20 protein-coding genes are annotated in these 16,527 nt (G+C 37.2%); all 20 read left to right on the forward strand.

Going from position 1 to position 16,527, the window contains the following annotated elements; all coding sequences use genetic code 11:
• Window positions 1-3 precede the first annotated feature (3 nt).
• The 20 genes from ACMDB5_RS12985 to ACMDB5_RS13080 all read left to right on the forward strand — a co-directional run bounded on the left by ACMDB5_RS12985 (window position 4) and on the right by ACMDB5_RS13080 (window position 16,523).
• Window positions 4-2,889 carry a hypothetical protein gene (locus ACMDB5_RS12985; protein ID WP_413998684.1) on the forward strand — a complete coding sequence of 962 codons (2,886 nt, stop codon included), beginning with the start codon at window positions 4-6 and terminating at the stop codon, window positions 2,887-2,889.
• Between the two features lie 26 nt (window positions 2,890-2,915).
• Window positions 2,916-3,203, forward strand: coding sequence for a DUF3127 domain-containing protein (locus ACMDB5_RS12990; protein WP_413998685.1), 288 nt, complete (start codon window positions 2,916-2,918; stop codon window positions 3,201-3,203).
• Window positions 3,203-3,376: a hypothetical protein gene (locus ACMDB5_RS12995; RefSeq protein WP_413998686.1), complete on the forward strand. Its 174-nt coding sequence runs from the start codon at window positions 3,203-3,205 to the stop codon at window positions 3,374-3,376. Before ACMDB5_RS12990 ends, ACMDB5_RS12995 begins: the two co-directional genes overlap by 1 nt.
• Window positions 3,377-3,380: 4 nt before the next feature.
• Window positions 3,381-3,872: a hypothetical protein gene (locus tag ACMDB5_RS13000; RefSeq protein ID WP_413998687.1), complete on the forward strand. Its 492-nt coding sequence runs from the start codon at window positions 3,381-3,383 to the stop codon at window positions 3,870-3,872.
• Window positions 3,873-4,029: 157 nt separating this feature from the next.
• A complete protein-coding gene (locus ACMDB5_RS13005; protein ID WP_413998688.1) occupies window positions 4,030-4,650 on the forward strand; it encodes a hypothetical protein in 621 nt (206 codons plus the stop codon).
• A complete protein-coding gene (locus ACMDB5_RS13010; protein WP_413998689.1) occupies window positions 4,647-4,913 on the forward strand; it encodes a hypothetical protein in 267 nt (88 codons plus the stop codon). Before ACMDB5_RS13005 ends, ACMDB5_RS13010 begins: the two co-directional genes overlap by 4 nt.
• Window positions 4,910-5,686 carry a DNA adenine methylase gene (locus ACMDB5_RS13015; RefSeq protein ID WP_413998690.1) on the forward strand — a complete coding sequence of 259 codons (777 nt, stop codon included), beginning with the start codon at window positions 4,910-4,912 and terminating at the stop codon, window positions 5,684-5,686. The genes ACMDB5_RS13010 and ACMDB5_RS13015 overlap by 4 nt, the downstream gene beginning before the upstream one ends.
• Before the next feature lie 5 nt (window positions 5,687-5,691).
• A complete protein-coding gene (locus ACMDB5_RS13020) occupies window positions 5,692-7,302 on the forward strand; it encodes a DNA cytosine methyltransferase (RefSeq protein ID WP_413998691.1) in 1,611 nt (536 codons plus the stop codon).
• A 25-nt stretch (window positions 7,303-7,327) separates the two neighbouring features.
• Window positions 7,328-7,450, forward strand: a complete 123-nt coding sequence (locus ACMDB5_RS13025; protein WP_413998692.1) for a hypothetical protein — start codon at window positions 7,328-7,330, stop codon at window positions 7,448-7,450.
• Window positions 7,451-7,691: 241 nt separating this feature from the next.
• Entirely contained in the window at window positions 7,692-8,018 is a 327-nt protein-coding gene (locus ACMDB5_RS13030; RefSeq protein ID WP_413998693.1) for a hypothetical protein, read from the forward strand.
• Between the two features lie 772 nt (window positions 8,019-8,790).
• The gene (locus ACMDB5_RS13035; RefSeq protein ID WP_413998694.1) at window positions 8,791-9,285 is read left to right on the forward strand and encodes a hypothetical protein; all 495 of its coding nucleotides are present in this window, start codon (window positions 8,791-8,793) and stop codon (window positions 9,283-9,285) included.
• 1 nt (window position 9,286) lies between these two features.
• Window positions 9,287-9,619: a hypothetical protein gene (locus ACMDB5_RS13040; protein WP_413998695.1), complete on the forward strand. Its 333-nt coding sequence runs from the start codon at window positions 9,287-9,289 to the stop codon at window positions 9,617-9,619.
• Window position 9,620: 1 nt separating this feature from the next.
• Window positions 9,621-12,170: a pyocin knob domain-containing S74 family peptidase gene (locus ACMDB5_RS13045; RefSeq protein WP_413998696.1), complete on the forward strand. Its 2,550-nt coding sequence runs from the start codon at window positions 9,621-9,623 to the stop codon at window positions 12,168-12,170.
• Window positions 12,171-12,234: 64 nt separating this feature from the next.
• Window positions 12,235-12,906, forward strand: a complete 672-nt coding sequence (locus ACMDB5_RS13050) for a hypothetical protein (protein ID WP_413998697.1) — start codon at window positions 12,235-12,237, stop codon at window positions 12,904-12,906.
• A gap of 26 nt (window positions 12,907-12,932) precedes the next feature.
• Window positions 12,933-13,274: a hypothetical protein gene (locus ACMDB5_RS13055; RefSeq protein WP_413998698.1), complete on the forward strand. Its 342-nt coding sequence runs from the start codon at window positions 12,933-12,935 to the stop codon at window positions 13,272-13,274.
• Between the two features lie 21 nt (window positions 13,275-13,295).
• Window positions 13,296-13,856, forward strand: a complete 561-nt coding sequence (locus ACMDB5_RS13060) for a hypothetical protein (RefSeq protein WP_413998699.1) — start codon at window positions 13,296-13,298, stop codon at window positions 13,854-13,856.
• A gap of 101 nt (window positions 13,857-13,957) precedes the next feature.
• Window positions 13,958-14,518: a phage holin family protein gene (locus ACMDB5_RS13065; RefSeq protein ID WP_413998700.1), complete on the forward strand. Its 561-nt coding sequence runs from the start codon at window positions 13,958-13,960 to the stop codon at window positions 14,516-14,518.
• Window positions 14,511-15,041, forward strand: coding sequence for a hypothetical protein (locus ACMDB5_RS13070; protein WP_413998701.1), 531 nt, complete (start codon window positions 14,511-14,513; stop codon window positions 15,039-15,041). The genes ACMDB5_RS13065 and ACMDB5_RS13070 overlap by 8 nt, the downstream gene beginning before the upstream one ends.
• Window position 15,042: 1 nt before the next feature.
• Window positions 15,043-15,630, forward strand: coding sequence for a hypothetical protein (locus ACMDB5_RS13075; RefSeq protein ID WP_413998702.1), 588 nt, complete (start codon window positions 15,043-15,045; stop codon window positions 15,628-15,630).
• A gap of 23 nt (window positions 15,631-15,653) precedes the next feature.
• Entirely contained in the window at window positions 15,654-16,523 is an 870-nt protein-coding gene (locus ACMDB5_RS13080) for a S49 family peptidase (protein WP_413998703.1), read from the forward strand.
• Window positions 16,524-16,527: the final 4 nt, after the last annotated feature.

The raw sequence follows: 16,527 nt of genomic DNA on the forward strand, positions 1-16,527 counted from the left end.
ATTATGAGTTACGTAAAAGACACTGACATACTTGACGCTACCAATGGCGGTCTCGAAATTATTACTTCTTATTATCCGAATGCTCTAAATGTAATCACAAAAACTGCCCGTCAGTTTAAATTGCGGGAATCTGAGAAAACAGCTTCTGCTTCTTTGAAACAATTGCAAAATGGCGTTTGGGTGGTGACTGACTTTGGCGGCGATCAGGTTCCTAGAAATGGAATTATGGTTTGCCAGGTTGAAGAAAACATTTCATACGGTGAAGCTTGTGCCTTGCTTGGTGCACGTTTCAACATCAAAGGAGCTGAATTACAGGTGTACAAACCTATTGTTGAGAAAAGACCTTTAGCCGCTGATGAAACTCCTAAATCCTATCAGTTTGTTTATAACGAAACTATTTCTAATAAAGAATTGGCTTTGTTGGGACCTCGTATAAACGAGCAACATTGTAACGATTTTAAGCTGCGTTCCTGTAAATCATTTGCCTATTGTAAGGAAAATGAAACTGTTGTCACTACGGCCACAGAGGAATTCCCTATTTTGGTTTTTGACTTTGGTACCTGGCAAAAGATATACCAGCCTAATTCTTTTGAAAAACAATTCCGTTTTCGTTATGCCGGTGATAAGCCTAAGAAACACATCTTCGGATGGGATTTGATTAAAACGCAGTTTAATGAAAACAAAAAACAGCAGGAAAACGACCAAGACGATTACTCTATAGAAGATGAATCAGATGATGCTGAAGCGCCTAAAAGAAAATACGACCCTAAACTAGACGCTGTTTTTATTATTAGCGGTGGTTCTGACGGAATCAACCTACGGTCATTCGATAAGTTCCCAATTTGGTTCAACTCTGAAAGCGAGCATTTAGACTGGAAAGAATACAAGGAATTGAAAACGATGGCTAAGGAGATTTACTATGTGGCGGATTTGGACAATACCGGAATCAAACAAGCCATTGCGATGGGTTTGAAATTCTTGGATATCAAATTGCTTTTTCTTCCTGAAAAACTAAAACAGTTCAAGGACAAGCGAGGAAATCCATGCAAAGATTTTAAAGACTATGTAGAGAAATTTTATAATTCAGAAAGAGCGAATGCTTTTATCGCTGGATTTGATAAAATTATTGCCAACGCTTTGCCAATGCAGTTCTGGACGGAAGGATGGAACAAAACCACCAAAAAAACATCTTACAACTTATCGAATACCAGGTTGTATCAGTTTTTAAATCTAATGGGTTTTGGCCGCTATGAAACACCGGATACGAAGGAAGGTTTTATTTACATCAAAAAAGAAGGTTCTATTGTTAAAAAATTAACTCCTAATGACATTGAAAACTATGTGCATTCCTTTCTGGAAGAACGCCAAATGCATCCTGATTTAAGGGATTTTATTTACAACTCGCCTAAATTGAATGAGCGTTCGTTGTCGAAATTGCCAAATATAAATATTGATTTTACGGATGCCGATAAACATTCGCAATATTTATTCTTTAGCAAAAAAATATTGAAAATCACAGCTGCTGAAATCACAGAGCACAAACAAGGCGAAGTGGAAAAATACGTTTGGGAAGATAAAATCATCGATTTTCCAATCAAAAAACAAGATCCACAATTTAAAATAAATACGGATGCGGATGGCAATTTGGATATTGAGGTTTTAAAAAAGGATAATCCCTATTTCAATTTTATTATTAATGCTTCCCGAGTTCATTGGAGAAAAGAACTGGAGGAAAGTTTTGAGAACCGACCACAAGCCGAAGCTGATGCCTATTTCAAGAAATATCATTTTGATATTGCGGGACCAAATTTATCTGAGGATGAAGTCTATGAGCAAAAACTGCATTTGATTAATAAAATTTATTGCATTGGCTACCTGCTGCACCGCTATAAAGATGAATCTAAACCGTGGTGTGTGTTCGCGATGGACAATAAAATATCCGAAACAGGAGAATCTCACGGGGGTTCCGGAAAGTCTATTGGCTTGGGTTCACTGGATCATATCTTGAAACGTAGGTTTTATATCAAAGGGCGTGATGCCAATGTTACTAAAAACGACTTTATCTATCATGGAGTAACTGAGGATACTGATTTTATTTTGATTGATGATGCCAATCAGTATTTGGATTTTGCCTTTTTCTACTCCGAGATAACCGGTTCATTAAAAGTAAATCCAAAGAACGGACAACCCTATGAAATTGCTTTCAAGGATTCGCCAAAATACCTCATTACGTCCAACTTTACTATTCGTGATGATGGGCCATCTACGGCAAGGCGATTGCTGTTTTGTTCTTTCTCTGACTATTATCACGAGAATAACAATGATGAATACAAACAGTCTCGAAATATTGCGAGCGATTTTGGAGGTCGAAATCTATTCTCCGGATTTACAGAAGCCGAGTGGAATGACTACTATAATTTTTGCGCTCAGTGTGTTCAGTTCTTTTTGTCGCATCCTCACAAGATTAGTCCGCCAATGGACAATGTGACCAAAAGAAGTTTGCGTGCCGAAATGGGAGAAGCTTTTGAAGGCTGGGCCGATGGATTCTTTGCTAATAAAGAAACAGATCCGGGAACATTGGAGGAAGGCGATTTCAAATATTTGGACAACTATTTCTCTAAAGATTTTGCTTTTGATGATTTCATCAAAACATCCAAGCAAATGAAATGGTCTGTCAACAAGTTCAAAAAAGCAATCAAAGCCTATTGTCAGTTGAATGGCTACATTTTCAACCCGAAAGACTTACACACCCAGCAAGGTAGAATCCTGCAAAAAATAGATGGAAAAACCCAAGAAGTCATTTTCATCAGAACCATAGAACAACAGGAAGTTATTATGGAAACAGACGTAAAAGAATACTCGAATGAGGATGAAATATTTGGAGAATAATTAAACACTTAAATAAATAATTAAAAATGGAAAACATTACAGTAACAGCAGAAGTAGTTCGCGTATTAGAAACCAAAGAATCCGGAGCCAATAATTACAAATCACGAAGCGTGCATATAAAAACGATAGAACAACATGCTCAGGTATTGGACATTCAATTTACCCAAGGTAACGTAAGCTTGCTGGATGGTTTGAGAATAGGCCAAAAAGTAAAAATCACGATCAACCTGAGAGGTCGCGAATGGACAAATAAGGAAGGAGTTGTTTCCGTTTTTAATACCCTACAAGGATGGAAAATAGAAAAGCTAGCGTGATGTATAGCATGAATCAGATCAGGCAGATCTTTAGCCGCTGCAAGGATTATTTTGAACTGGAAAAAGCCTGTGATGGATTATTAATGATAATAGAAGATGGCGACTTGACCGAAGATTTAACCCTATATGCGAAACATCAGGCAAATGTAAGATTCAGACAACTAAAATGCTAGACAGATGAAACTATTAGAAGTACGCACAGCATTGATACAAGCAACAAAATACGACTTGTTCACGGGAGATTTGGAAAACATGAGAGCGAAGCAATTCGTCAAAGAGAACACGACGGTATTCTATCTCGATTGGAAAACCAATCAGATATCAGGACCACGAATCATCGGAGATCATACGAACTTTAATGATTTGTACACTAGAATGGTTTTTGGTAAATGTGGCGTGATTGTTCCCATGCCCACTGTAGTGACAAACGAATTCCTGTTTGAATTAGTGCTGCGCGAAGCTTCAATAGATGATCTGAAAGACACGCCAAGACACATCAAGCTGCACCGCATTTATTATGTATATGCCGATCAGAAATTAGTAGGTCCATTTTATACCAACAAAGGCACGACGAGTTTGTACATCGAAAATATGGTTGCCAAAAAACAAATTTTTGTGCCCTACGAAAGGCAACATTTCAAGAAAAAAGAATATCAAAAAACCGCTTAAAAAATTAAGACCATGACAAAAAAAACACACAATCTGTACACGATTTCCGAAACCGAAAAGCTAATTGATAAAGAAAATCGCCGAGCCTCCAGAGTATTCTGGTTTATGATGGGATTCCTTGTTCAAACATTACTAACCATACTATTCCTTTATCCAGATGCATAATACAGCCACAAAATTTCGCCCGATATTATTTTCCACGCCTATGGTTCAGGCTATACTCGAAGGAAGAAAAACACAAACCAGGAGAATTGTTAAAGACAATTTACTTCAAACATGTACTGATGAATACAATGAATTAGAGTTCTTAATTCTTACATCGAAATGTCCTTATGAAGTTGGCGATGTACTTTGGGTTAGGGAAACATTTGCTCCTATTTCCAATCACAAACTACTTAGATATATTTATAAAGGGGGTGCTGATTGGACTAATGATCTTATAAAATGGAAACCTTCCATCTTCATGCCAAAAGAAGCCTGCAGAATCTTCCTTAAGATAAAATCCATTCGAGTGGAACGGTTGCAGGATATTAGTGAGGATGATGCCATTGCGGAAGGTATATACGCTAAACCAGGTGAAGTTAGTAAAAGGGTTTGGTATAGAAAATATGTGACAGAATCAGTAGCTAAAACAGAAGGGGCTTTCACTGAATCAGCTATAGAATGTTTTAAAACATTATGGGAATCAATAAACGGAAAAGAATCCTTAGAGAAAAACCCATTTGTTTGGGTGTACGAGTTTGAGCAAATTGAGAAACCTTTAGATTTTATAGTATGATGCAAGCACTAGAACTTTCGCAAAAAATGAAGAAATGCAGAGATACTGCCAAACGATTTTTTAAGGACGAATTTCCAGAAAAACTAAAGCCCTACACTGAAATAATAGAAGGTGTCATGAAAGGAAAGTGCATTGATGAAATCCCCGCTTTACTTGAAATAAGCAAAACCGAAACCTATCAAGGGGATGGAATGACACAAATGATGTTCATGGCTGCAACTGTAGAATTAATTGAATCAACTGATAAAAAAGAAGCGTCATGATACTTACTAGAATGGGAAATAAAAGAAGGTTAATGAAAAAAATTAGTAAATATTTTCCAGTTCATCGTATGCGGGTAGAATTATTTTTCGGTGCTGGCGGTTCCTACTTTTATCTACCAAAACCGAAATATTCAATATTAAACGATCTAGATGATGATGTCACTAATTTATATTTAATGGTGCAAAATTGTAAATCTGACTTGATTAAACAAATTGAAATATTACCGATATCGGAAAGTCTAATAAAGCACTGGAAGAAAAATCAAGAATCAGATCCGCTTAAAAAAGCAGTTCGGTTTTTATTCCTTTCTAATTTTACTTATTTAGGAAAAGGCGATACACTTCGAGTAGGATTGGATAATGCTAAAGAAAGCATCTTAAAAAACATGGATGCAACATTTGATCACTTAAGAAACAGTAAAATATTATCCAGAGATTTTAGAGAAGTGCTTCCCTGTATATCATTTTCAAAAGGATTAAATGATAAAGAATCTTGTTTCATCTATCTAGATCCGGTTTACCTGGGTACTGAATCTACCTATAGAGTTCCAAATTGGACAAAAAATGATACTGTAGATTGTCTCGAGCTAATGAAAACCTGTGGGATAAAATCAGCAATGTCAGAGTTTAACCACCCTTTTGTAATGGCTGAAGCAAAAAAAAGAGGATTGAATATTATAACTATTGGCGAGAGATCGAATATCAAAAATAGAAAGATTGAAATTCTAATTACTAATTATTCTATTGATCAAGTTTCAATGGATTTAAAATAAATAAAATGACAAACCCAACCATATACTGGATCGATCTCTTTTGCGGAGCGGGAGGAACAACCACAGGAATCCATTTAGCCGAAGCCAATGCAATCGTATTGGCTTGCGTTAATCACGATGCCAAAGCCATTGCAGCACATGAAGCGAATCATCCGGGATGTGTGCATTTTACGGAAGATATTCGGGATTTTGCAGTGGTACTTAAAATAAAGCAGCTGGTTGATGAAATTAGAACCAAAGAGCCTAATTGTATTATCAATATTTGGGCTTCTCTTGAATGTACTAATTACAGCAAAGCCAAAGGCGGTCAGCCTCGCAATGCGGACAGTCGAACACTTGCAGAACATTTATTCATGTATCTGGACGAATTGAATCCGGATTATCTCTATATCGAAAACGTGCGGGAATTCATGGCTTGGGGACCTCTTGACGTATTTGGAAAACCGGTAAGCAAAGACAAAGGAAAAGACTATTTGAAATGGGTAAACAACATCAAGAAACGAGGATTCAACTTTGATTATCGATTATTGAATGCCGCCGATTTTGGCGCATATACTTCCCGCGAACGTTATTTCGCCCAGTTTGCCAAAAAAGGAATGCCTATCAACTGGCCAGAAGCTACTCACAGCAAAAAAGTAAACAGTACTCCTGCTCTATTCGAAAAACCAAGAACGAAATGGAAAGCAGTACGTGAAGTTCTACTTTTAGATATCGAAGGAGAAAGTATTTTTGATAGGAAAAAACCTTTGGTAGATAACACTTTGGCTCGAATTTATCAGGGGCTTTTGAAATTCAGCAACGAAATTGAATTTACGTATCGAAATAATGGAGGAAGTGTTAATCCGGAAGAGAAATCTAAATCATTAGATAGACCTATGGGAACTATTCTCTCGGGTAATACCCATAACATTGTTAAAACCGTTTTTACAAAGGTCTACAATTCCGGAAACGACAAAAACCGATGCAAATCGACAGAAGAACCTATAGGGACTCTGACCACTCAAAACAGTCATGCGGTGGTTTCTTCTATCCATTTGAATACCTATTACGGCAATGGCGGTGTGCACTCGATAGAAGGCGCCTGTCCAACGCTTACGACCAAAGACAGGGTTTCGGTTATCAATAGTCATTTTATTGATCAGCAGTACGGAAATTCACTTCCTGCATCGGTTGAAGTTCCGGCTGGAACGATAACCAATAACCCAAAATTAGCATTGGTCAATGTGCAGCAGTGGTTATTGAACCCGCAGTTTTCCAGTAAAGGCAGCTCTATAGAAGATCCTTGCTTTACACTGATTGCCCGAATGGACAAAAAACCGCCTTATATCGTAAGCGCTGAGACTGGCCAAGGTCAAATTATCATATATGAGAATGACACGCCTATCATGGTCAAGATAAAAGAATTCATGGCCGAGCATGGAATCATCGACATCAAAATGCGAATGCTCCTGGTAGATGAGATGTTACGCATACAAGGTTTTCCGGAGGGCTACAAACTAGAAGGAACTCAAACTGATCAGAAGAAGTTTATAGGAAACTCAGTTGTGCCACTGGTAGCGCAAAAACTGGTCGAGGCAAATTATGTCGGAATTATAGAATGGATATTAGCTGCTTAAAATTATTAAATAGAAACCTAAACACATGGAAGACTTAAAAGAAATATTAAAAGAATTTATCGATTGGGCTAGAGATTGCGGTCATGAAGTATGGTATGTTTTTGATGATACCGAAAAAGCAATTGAGGAATTTTTAAAACAACGGTAAGAGTAATAGTAAATAATAAAACAGCTATGAAAAAGTATTTACAAAATTTATTTGGGATAAGTCAAATTATTGAGGAAAAGAAAAGACAAACAGAATTATTGAAGAAGATTCATCAAGAATGCAAACGCAATTCTGACTTAGCAGAAGCGTATAATCGTGCGTATCACATTAGGAGTTAACGTTATCTCGCTTGCTCGTCGTTGCGGAGTTCGTAACCGATAATTTTCAACTTAAAATAAATATGATGCAAAACGAAAATATGATTGAACCACAAAATCCGCAATGCGTGCAAACGAGTGTTAGCGGTTCGGGCTTTTTTGAAATCAACAAATATTATAGAAAAAAAAATAGTCGTGATATTGACTGCATATATTATTTTAAATGCGAAGAGTTAATTAATTCAACAGATGCGTTTGGAATTGAGTTAGTGATTACTCCTGGTAAAAAATTATTTCATATTCATTGTTCCGCACATTTTATTTTTTCAGAATGGGAAGAAATATCGAATGATGAATTTAAAGAAAATACTGAAAACTATATTAATCAGGTTTCGGTTAGGTTTCGATAGCCTGACCGCTAACGCCCGGCTAGGCGCTAGTGCGACCAAGGGGAGCATTGCGCTTAGCCAACGTTATAAATTTAAAACGAAACGCCAATGAAATAACCATTTCCTAGCCCAAGCGATAAAAAAAAATAATAAAACCTTTTTGAGAGACAATCGCTTACAAGCAACCAGTGAACAATAGTATCTGGTTGCTTTTTTTATGCCCAAAACTTTCCCGCCTCCTGAGAATTGGCTGTATGAATTTGAGAAGGGATTTGTACGGATAAACGCAGTATAAAGCAACTGTTGTTTTGCTTTTTTGCCCAGCCCCATACAATAGAATTATTTTTTCTGAAATCCCCCAAGTAGGTAGGCGCATTCTTACGTCATTTTACCCCTTACCCCCTATTTATTATAAGCACCTAAAAAAATGTAACTTTGTAACCATTGCCGAAATGTGCCGTAAAATATAGAGATATAGGTTACATTTTACTTTTATTAATGTAACTGTAGTTACAAAAAAAATGTAACTAATAAAGAGGTTACAAAAACACATTTCTCTTTCTTCCCTTGGTTACAAAACCGTTGTAAACCGTTAAGTCTTGTGTTTATTGAGGTTCACAAGGTATTTACTGTCTCGGTTACAGAGTTACATTTTTTTATGGGTTTTACGAGAATTTCAAAGAATAACTATTTCTTTTCTGCTGGAAATAAAATGTACTTTTAGTACATTTTTTAAGGCTAAAAATTTACTTTTAGTAAACTTTTACTTATCTTCGTGAAAACATTTTTTTTCATGGAACTACTTGATAGAGTAATTGTTAATCCAAATATATGCGGGGTAGAACTTGCTTTTAAAGGGCAAATTACTGCGGCCAACATTCCGCAATGGCAACCCTTCTATAATTCAGCAATGATAGCTACTGATTTTACCAAAACACATATTGGTTTAGGCTCCGTTTCTTTTGGCGAAGAAAGCGAAGAAAGCGCTGCAGGAACTTCCTATAAACAAAGTGTTACTATACGCTTCCCTTCTACTGACGGGAATAGATCAGAGCGTATTGCCCTGGTGCAAAAAGCCATTTTCATAAAACTAAATCTGACTAACGGAAAGGATCTTATCATAGGCCGTAACGACTTTGTACAAAATGCCCGACCAAAAATTAAAACCAAAACTAACATCAAGACCGCCGAAGTAGAATTCCAGACGGTTTCTATTTTTCCCAGTGGATATGTTTCCAGTCCGGGATTGATAGGTTCACAAGCGTTAATCCCAGTAATCTTATATTAAAATGAGCAACAATCTACCACTAGAATGGGAAGACAAAGTAAACAACCCAGAGTTAGTTGCTTTTTTAGAGCAATACGGGACTAAAGAATATTTGGCTGCAGCCGAAATTAACCAAATGCGTGATGCCGTAAACGAGTTGTTCTATAAGGTTTTGAATGCCAAAATATACGAAAACAACGAGCTTCAAATATTTAGAAAACCCGGAACACCGCCTGATCCAGCAAATAAATTACCAAACTCAGGCGATTGGTGCATTGGCTTTGTCGAGGGACAATTTATAAATGCTACTTATTTAGTAGGGAATCCATTATTACTAACATCTTATGACATCTAAAATGAAAAAAAAAATTGTCTACTTATTGCTTTTAACAGCTCTTAGCGTACAAGCGCAAACTATTCCGAGTTATAAGAATATTAAGCTTACAGGGCTTATTGAAAACACGGAAGTAACTAAAATATCAACTATAAAAGATGATAACACATTTGGTTATATTCAAAAAACTGATTTAATTGACGTAATCGAAGCCAGTACTGCGACTGCACTTCCCGTTACGGGAATAGTCGGCAAGTTGTATGTTACCAGAGACAACAATAAAATATACCGATGGAATGGTACTTTTTATCAAGAATTGGCGGTTACTGATATATCTGGGAAAGTAGATAAAGTAGCTGGTAAAGGACTATCAACAGAAGATTATACCACTGCCGAAAAAAACAAATTAGCCGGACTGTCTAATTTCGACCCTACAGCGATAAACAATACACTTGCTACCAAAGTAGATAAAGTAGCCGGAAAGCAACTCTCTACAGAAGATTATACCACGGCTGAAAAAAATAAACTTGCGGGCATTCAAGCGGGTGCAACTGCCAACTCAACTGATGCTCAATTGAGAGACAGGGCAACACATACCGGAACACAAGCAATTAGTACCGTGATGGGATTACAAGCTGCGATTGACGCTAAAATTAACCTTACTCTTATTGGTGCCAATAATGGAGTAACTCCTTTAGATCCTGGTGGGAAAGTACCTTTTGCTTATCTACCTGCCTCTTTGATGATTTACAAAGGAATGTGGAATCCCGCAACCAATACACCTACTTTATCAGATGGTACAGGCGTTGCCGGTTGGGTATATAAAGCAAATGCTAGCGGAACTATTGATTTAGGTTCTGGTAACATTGCTGTTGTCGCCAATGATTTTATCATTCATAACGGAACTAAATGGGAGTGGTCATCAGGTACAGATGATGTGGTAAGTGTTAATGGACAGCAAGGGGTTGTAAGTCTTAATACCTCTCACATTCCAGAGGTTGCAAACAAGAGATACCAGACGGATGCGCAAAGCACAAACAACAATGCCTCTTCTCCGATCCAACAGCAATTGGATGGAAAAGAACCTATTATTTCCCCAAAACAAACCGCTTTCAACAAGAGTTTCGGAACAACAACAGGAACAGTTGCAGAGGGTAATGATTCAAGGATATTAAATGGTCAAACTGCTTATAATTGGGGGAATCATGCTGATAAATATGTCTTAAATAGTAGTACTGAAAGAACTGACCCCAATACACAATTTCAAAGTAGTTCATATAGATTTGCTCCACATGCCAATAATCCAACGACTAATTATTATGCAATATCTACTTATGGAAATAATTGGAATGTAACTGGGCAATTAGCTACTGATTTTCAAGATGGTCAATCTTATACAAGAGCATATAATGAGAGTTGGACACCTTGGAGAAAGCTATTAGATAATGCGAATTTCAATTCCTACGCACCAACACTAGGAGGCACAGGAGCAACTGGAACTTGGGGGATTAATATAAGTGGGAATGCTACTAATTGGGGAGGACTATCTACTGCATTTTCAACACCTCAATATGGTAGTTTGAGTCATCTTATAGGAACCGATCCCAGTGGAGGTACAGCATGGAGATATGAACCTCTAGCTGTTCAATCATGGCTAGGCCTAGGCTCAAACGCCTACACGTCTACTGCTTACCAACCACTATTAACCAATCCAGTTACAGGAACAGGAACAACTAACTACATACCTAAATTTACAGGGTCGGGTAACATCGGAAATAGTTTTATTTCTGATAACGGGATTACTACTAATATCAATACGGGCAATCTCACCTCAATTGATTTTGATTATCAATCTTATGTAAGTGGTGGCTCCACTATCACTGGTAAATATGGTACGAATAAAAACACAGCTATTGCTTTAGGTAATAGAACCGTAAATACAGGAGCTATCGACTTTTTAACCAGTAATGGTTCAGGACTACTTACTAGAATGACTATCACAGAAACAGGTAACGTAGGAATAGGGACAAATACGCCAAGTGCTAAGTTGGATGTCAACGGAGCAGGATATTTTAATGGCTCAGTAACAGCATCAGAAGGTGTATTTAGCGGAGATATTGTGGGAAATAGTAGCCCAACATTAAAAACTATTTGGGGTGGTGCTTATAGTGGAGCAATTCAGATAAAGACTGACGGTGCAACTACAGCTAGGTATGTAAGAGTAGGTATGGTTGGTAATGATAAAAGCTGGCAGGGTGGAATGACAATCACAAATGAGGCTAACGCTCTATTTGATGGATCAGTAACAGCATCAGGCTTCTTCAATCAATCCTCAGACCGACGATTAAAATACGTTCACAAGCGTGATGGTGATGTGGCTTATTTTACTTGGAAAGATAAGCGTGATGATAAAATGCATATTGGCTATATCGCACAAGAAATTCGTAAGCACTTTCCAGACCAAGTACAAAAGAATGATGATGGCTACCTATCGGTAAGTTATATTGAAATTTTGGTTGCCAAAGTGCAAGAGTTGACAAAAAGAATCGAAGAACTAGAAAAAGCAAAATAATATGAAAAAGTTTATTCTATTACTCCTTTGGTCACTACTCTCGTTTGGGCAGGCATCAAACGAGATGGTTTCTTTCACGCAAGCTCAATCACTTGGGTTTGCTTTGAATGCTGGGCAATCTCATGTTACTTCTAATCAATGCATGACGAAAAATGAAGCGTTGGCTAAGTATAATCTTAGTGCATCGGCTATGGATAGCTATGCCAGTAATCAGCTTGTACCTAGAAGTGTGTGGGTGAATGCTTTAACGTATTATACTTATCCAATATCCTACGGTATAGGAGAGGGAAATAGTGCTACTTGTTCGGTTTATGATACGCCAGGTAATTTATATAGCAATTCAAGTGCAATAGCATTGTCGATGGTATTTTATTCAAATACCTCTCTTACGGCTACTTTTCCGGGAGGAGGGTTTGACTATTTTTACTCGGGCGCTAATCAATTGCTAACTATAAATAATTCAGGAGTGGTTACTAATATTCAAGATTGTATCACTTCTACAGGATTCCCTTTTTCATCCACTAACGATACTACAGGAACTGCTGTTTGTGGTTCATTCTTAGATTTATCTAAATACTCAACATCAACAACTTTATCAGTAGGAGTACAGTTATTCAACGATGCAGAATTAACAGAAGTTTTTGTAGGCCTCGATAGATTCAGATTTACTGAAGGTAATCGTTTCGTCAAGATAGATAACAACGGGTATATCGTTTCAATTTCAAATTGCCCTTAAATTTTAATCAACAAACACAAATAAACATGAACAAATTTTTAAACTTAATTACCGGAACACCGGATTACCCAACTTGGTTAGCGGGATTATTTTTTGCCATTATTGGACTTGCTTTTTATTACTATTCAAAAGTGAGAAAAAGAAATGCCGAATCAACAGCTACACCTTATCAATTCTCTTTTAGATTCTTCCTGAGAGACAATCTGTCTGAATTGATTTTTTCAATATTGGCCATTATGCTACTTATGCGATTTTCGGTAGAACATCTTACGCCTGAAGCTACAATTCTTTTAGCATTAGGATTTGGCTTGACGGGTCCAAAAGTAATTGATATGATTATGAAATACCAAGCTGGCGCAAGAAAGTAATATTCAAATAAAATTTAGCCTATGTCCATCGTTCCTATAGTTATTCGTGAGCATTTAGTACCTTTTTTTTTCAAAGAAAGTGAAGGTAAAGAAGTCATTTATGGAAACAAGAAAGTAAAAGCAATCTTGTATTCGCCTAACGTTTCCACCGTAGGCAGGATTATCCGTTTGCTTATGGTCAAAGCAGGATATCCTTTGAATGTGGCTAATTTCAATCTTTTCCTTACGATATCAGACAATGGAAACGGAAAGAAATACCAAGGTCAGTTTTACAAACATGAGAATGGAAGAAACTCTTATCTGATGCTTCCGCAAGATGCCACTGATGATATCAATGATCTGCTGGAAGATATGTTCCGCATGTCCTTTGTATCCTACATGAATGGTTGTGTAGAGAATAATGGCGAAGCGGTGGTTATTTCGGCTATTGACAAATTTATCGATAAATATGATTTATTGGAATTTGGTTTTTCTAATGATACGCTTCGAAGGTTGTATTATCGGGAAAAAAAAAACTGTAAAATAATATCAAGGTTCCAGACCAAGAAGTCGCCCAAGATCATGAATTATGCTACTACTTAATACCAAGCCTGTCAGAAATGACAGGCTTTTTCATGTCACAGTGTTTGTTCATGTATAACAATAAGTTTGGGGTATAAATAGCACAAAACCTATTATGCTCTATGAAAACAATAAACTACCTCCTTCAAGGCTTTGGCTATGATGATACGCATGATCTTTCTACTACATTATTCAAAATTTTCTATATAGATAAAGGAAATATTCTATTGCTTTTATCGGCTGTATTAGGAACAATAAGGCTTTTTACGGAGAATTACCTTGGATTAGATATTGCGGTTTTTATAGCATTGATATTCTTAGTCTGTGCCGAAGTATGGACTGGAACGAAAGTTTCTGTACAGAAAAAAGGCGAGCGAATCAAGAGCCGGAAGATGGGGAGAATGATCTTTAAGATTGGCGTCTTTGCGTCTATCCTGTATGTGCTGCATACTTTTTCATCCAAAATGACACCTCCTACTGTCTTAGGTCTAGAAGTTAATCCGTATGAATGGCTGTATTTCATTGTGTTTACCGGAATTGTTTTTCAATTATTGATATCGTGGTTGGAGAACTTGGGAGCATTGGGTTACTCAGAGGCCAATGGATTATTAGGTATCATTCTTAGAAAGTATAATAAATGGTTCGAATTTGACGGAACCAAAAACCCTGATAAAAATGAGTAATAGAGCGAAGAACATACGATATATCGTAGTGCATTGCCAAGCCGGACATGGAACTTTAAAAAGCATGCAGGACTTCTGGAAGAAAACCCTAGGATGGAAATCACCAGGGTATGCCACTTGGATCGATTATGATGGTACCCGCCATAAACTGGAGGATTACAATAATCCTACTAATGGAGTTGCTGGATTCAACTCTCAATGTTTGCACATGAGTTACCGTGGTGGTGTTTTGCAAACCGATGTAAAGGTGGCGAGCGATACCAGAACGCAAGCCCAAAAAAATGCTATTCTCTTAGAAATAATAGAAATGATGGACTGGTTGCGAAAAAACGGGAACGATTTGCAAAACCTAATGATCGTGGGGCATTATCATTTCTCTGACGATAAAAACAGGAATGGAGCTATAGAGTCTTGGGAGCGCATCAAAGAATGTCCTTCGTTTGATGCCTACAAGGAGTATGAGTATTTCATGCTTATGGTAAATGCATTGTATCACAAATTAAAATTCCCTAAAAACAGATAAGATGAAAAACGAAACGATTAGACATATTATGTTTTGGATTGTGGTTCTTGGCATTTCGATAGCGATGAACTCCTGTAGTTCCAGACAAAAAGAAGTGACAAAAACCGAGGAATCCAATAAAGCAGAAAGCGCCGATAGCGTAGAAGAAATCAAAAAAGAAGAATCGAATACGAAGGTCGAAACCTCAGTAAAAATAGACGATAAGACTAAAACGGTTACGACTAAGAAAACGGCTGCTCCAATAGATCCCTCAAAACCCGCCAGTGTTACTGATCCCGACGGTAAAAAAACAGATTTGCATAATGCTTCGTTGACCGAGGAAACCACAACCGAATTCAAAGACAAGAAAATCGATAAGGCGGAAAGTTCCCAAAGTTCGAGTAAAAGCGAAGCTTCGGCAAAAAAAGCTGCAGCCAAAAAAGGAGAAGCCAAAAAGGAAGCATTGAATAGTTCTCTGGATAAATCAGGATTCAATTTTTGGAGTTATTGGTGGTTGCTTTGTCTTATTGTCATTGGTGGCGTATTGGTTTACTTAAATAATCGCTTTAAGTGGTTTACACGTGTCACAGCGTTTTTTAAAAGAAAATAACACCTTCGTAAAAAATAAAAGCAATGAAAGTAAATCATTTATTAATGGACTTGGTTCGTGGGGAATGGCTTATGTCATTTGAAGGGCTGACGGCTTATGCACCAATAGCACATAAAATTTTGACAGGTCAAGAATTAGACTTTTCAGAAAATACTAAAAGCTTAGTTACTATTCTAGATTCAAATAAGAAAGCAGTTAGACCTAATCAGGATGGCGTGGTTGAAATACCTAAAGGTTCGATTGCTGTTATTGATATGGTAGGGCCTGTAATGAAGTATGGCGATTGGTGTACTTACGGTGCTGATGAAATTGTAAATGCTTTGCGTTCTGCGGATGCTAATCCTAATATCATTGGAATTGTATTTAATGTAGACGGACCAGGTGGTGCTGTTTCGGCAATAGGTCCTTTTATTGAATTTGGTAAAAACAAAACCAAGCCTGTGGTAGCGTTGATAGATCAATGTTGCTCTTTGCATTATTGGGCTGTATGTGCGGTGGCTGATTATATCATGGCTGACAATAACGTATCGGCTTCGATAGGTTCTGTTGGTGTAATGACTTCGTTTGCGGACAATCGTAAGTATTTGGAATCCTTGGGTTATGTTTTCCATGAAATTTATCCAAAGGAAAGCGAGCATAAAAACGAAGCTTTTTCATTGGCGTTGAAAGGAGATTATGATTTGATAAAAACAGAACACCTTTCGCCAATTGCGATCAAGTTTCAAGAAGCTGTTAAATCAGCCAGACCGAATTTAAAAGAAGAATTAGGTGTACTTTCCGGGAAAACATTCCCTGCTGATAAAGCAATTAAATACGGAATGATTGATTCCGTTGGTAGCCGTGACCAAGCCATAAACAGGCTTCATATTATGAGTGAATTGAAATCGCTATAAATAA

Source organism: Flavobacterium sp. W1B (assembly GCF_047344965.1).
In the GTDB taxonomy this organism is placed as follows: Bacteria; Bacteroidota; Bacteroidia; order Flavobacteriales; family Flavobacteriaceae; genus Flavobacterium.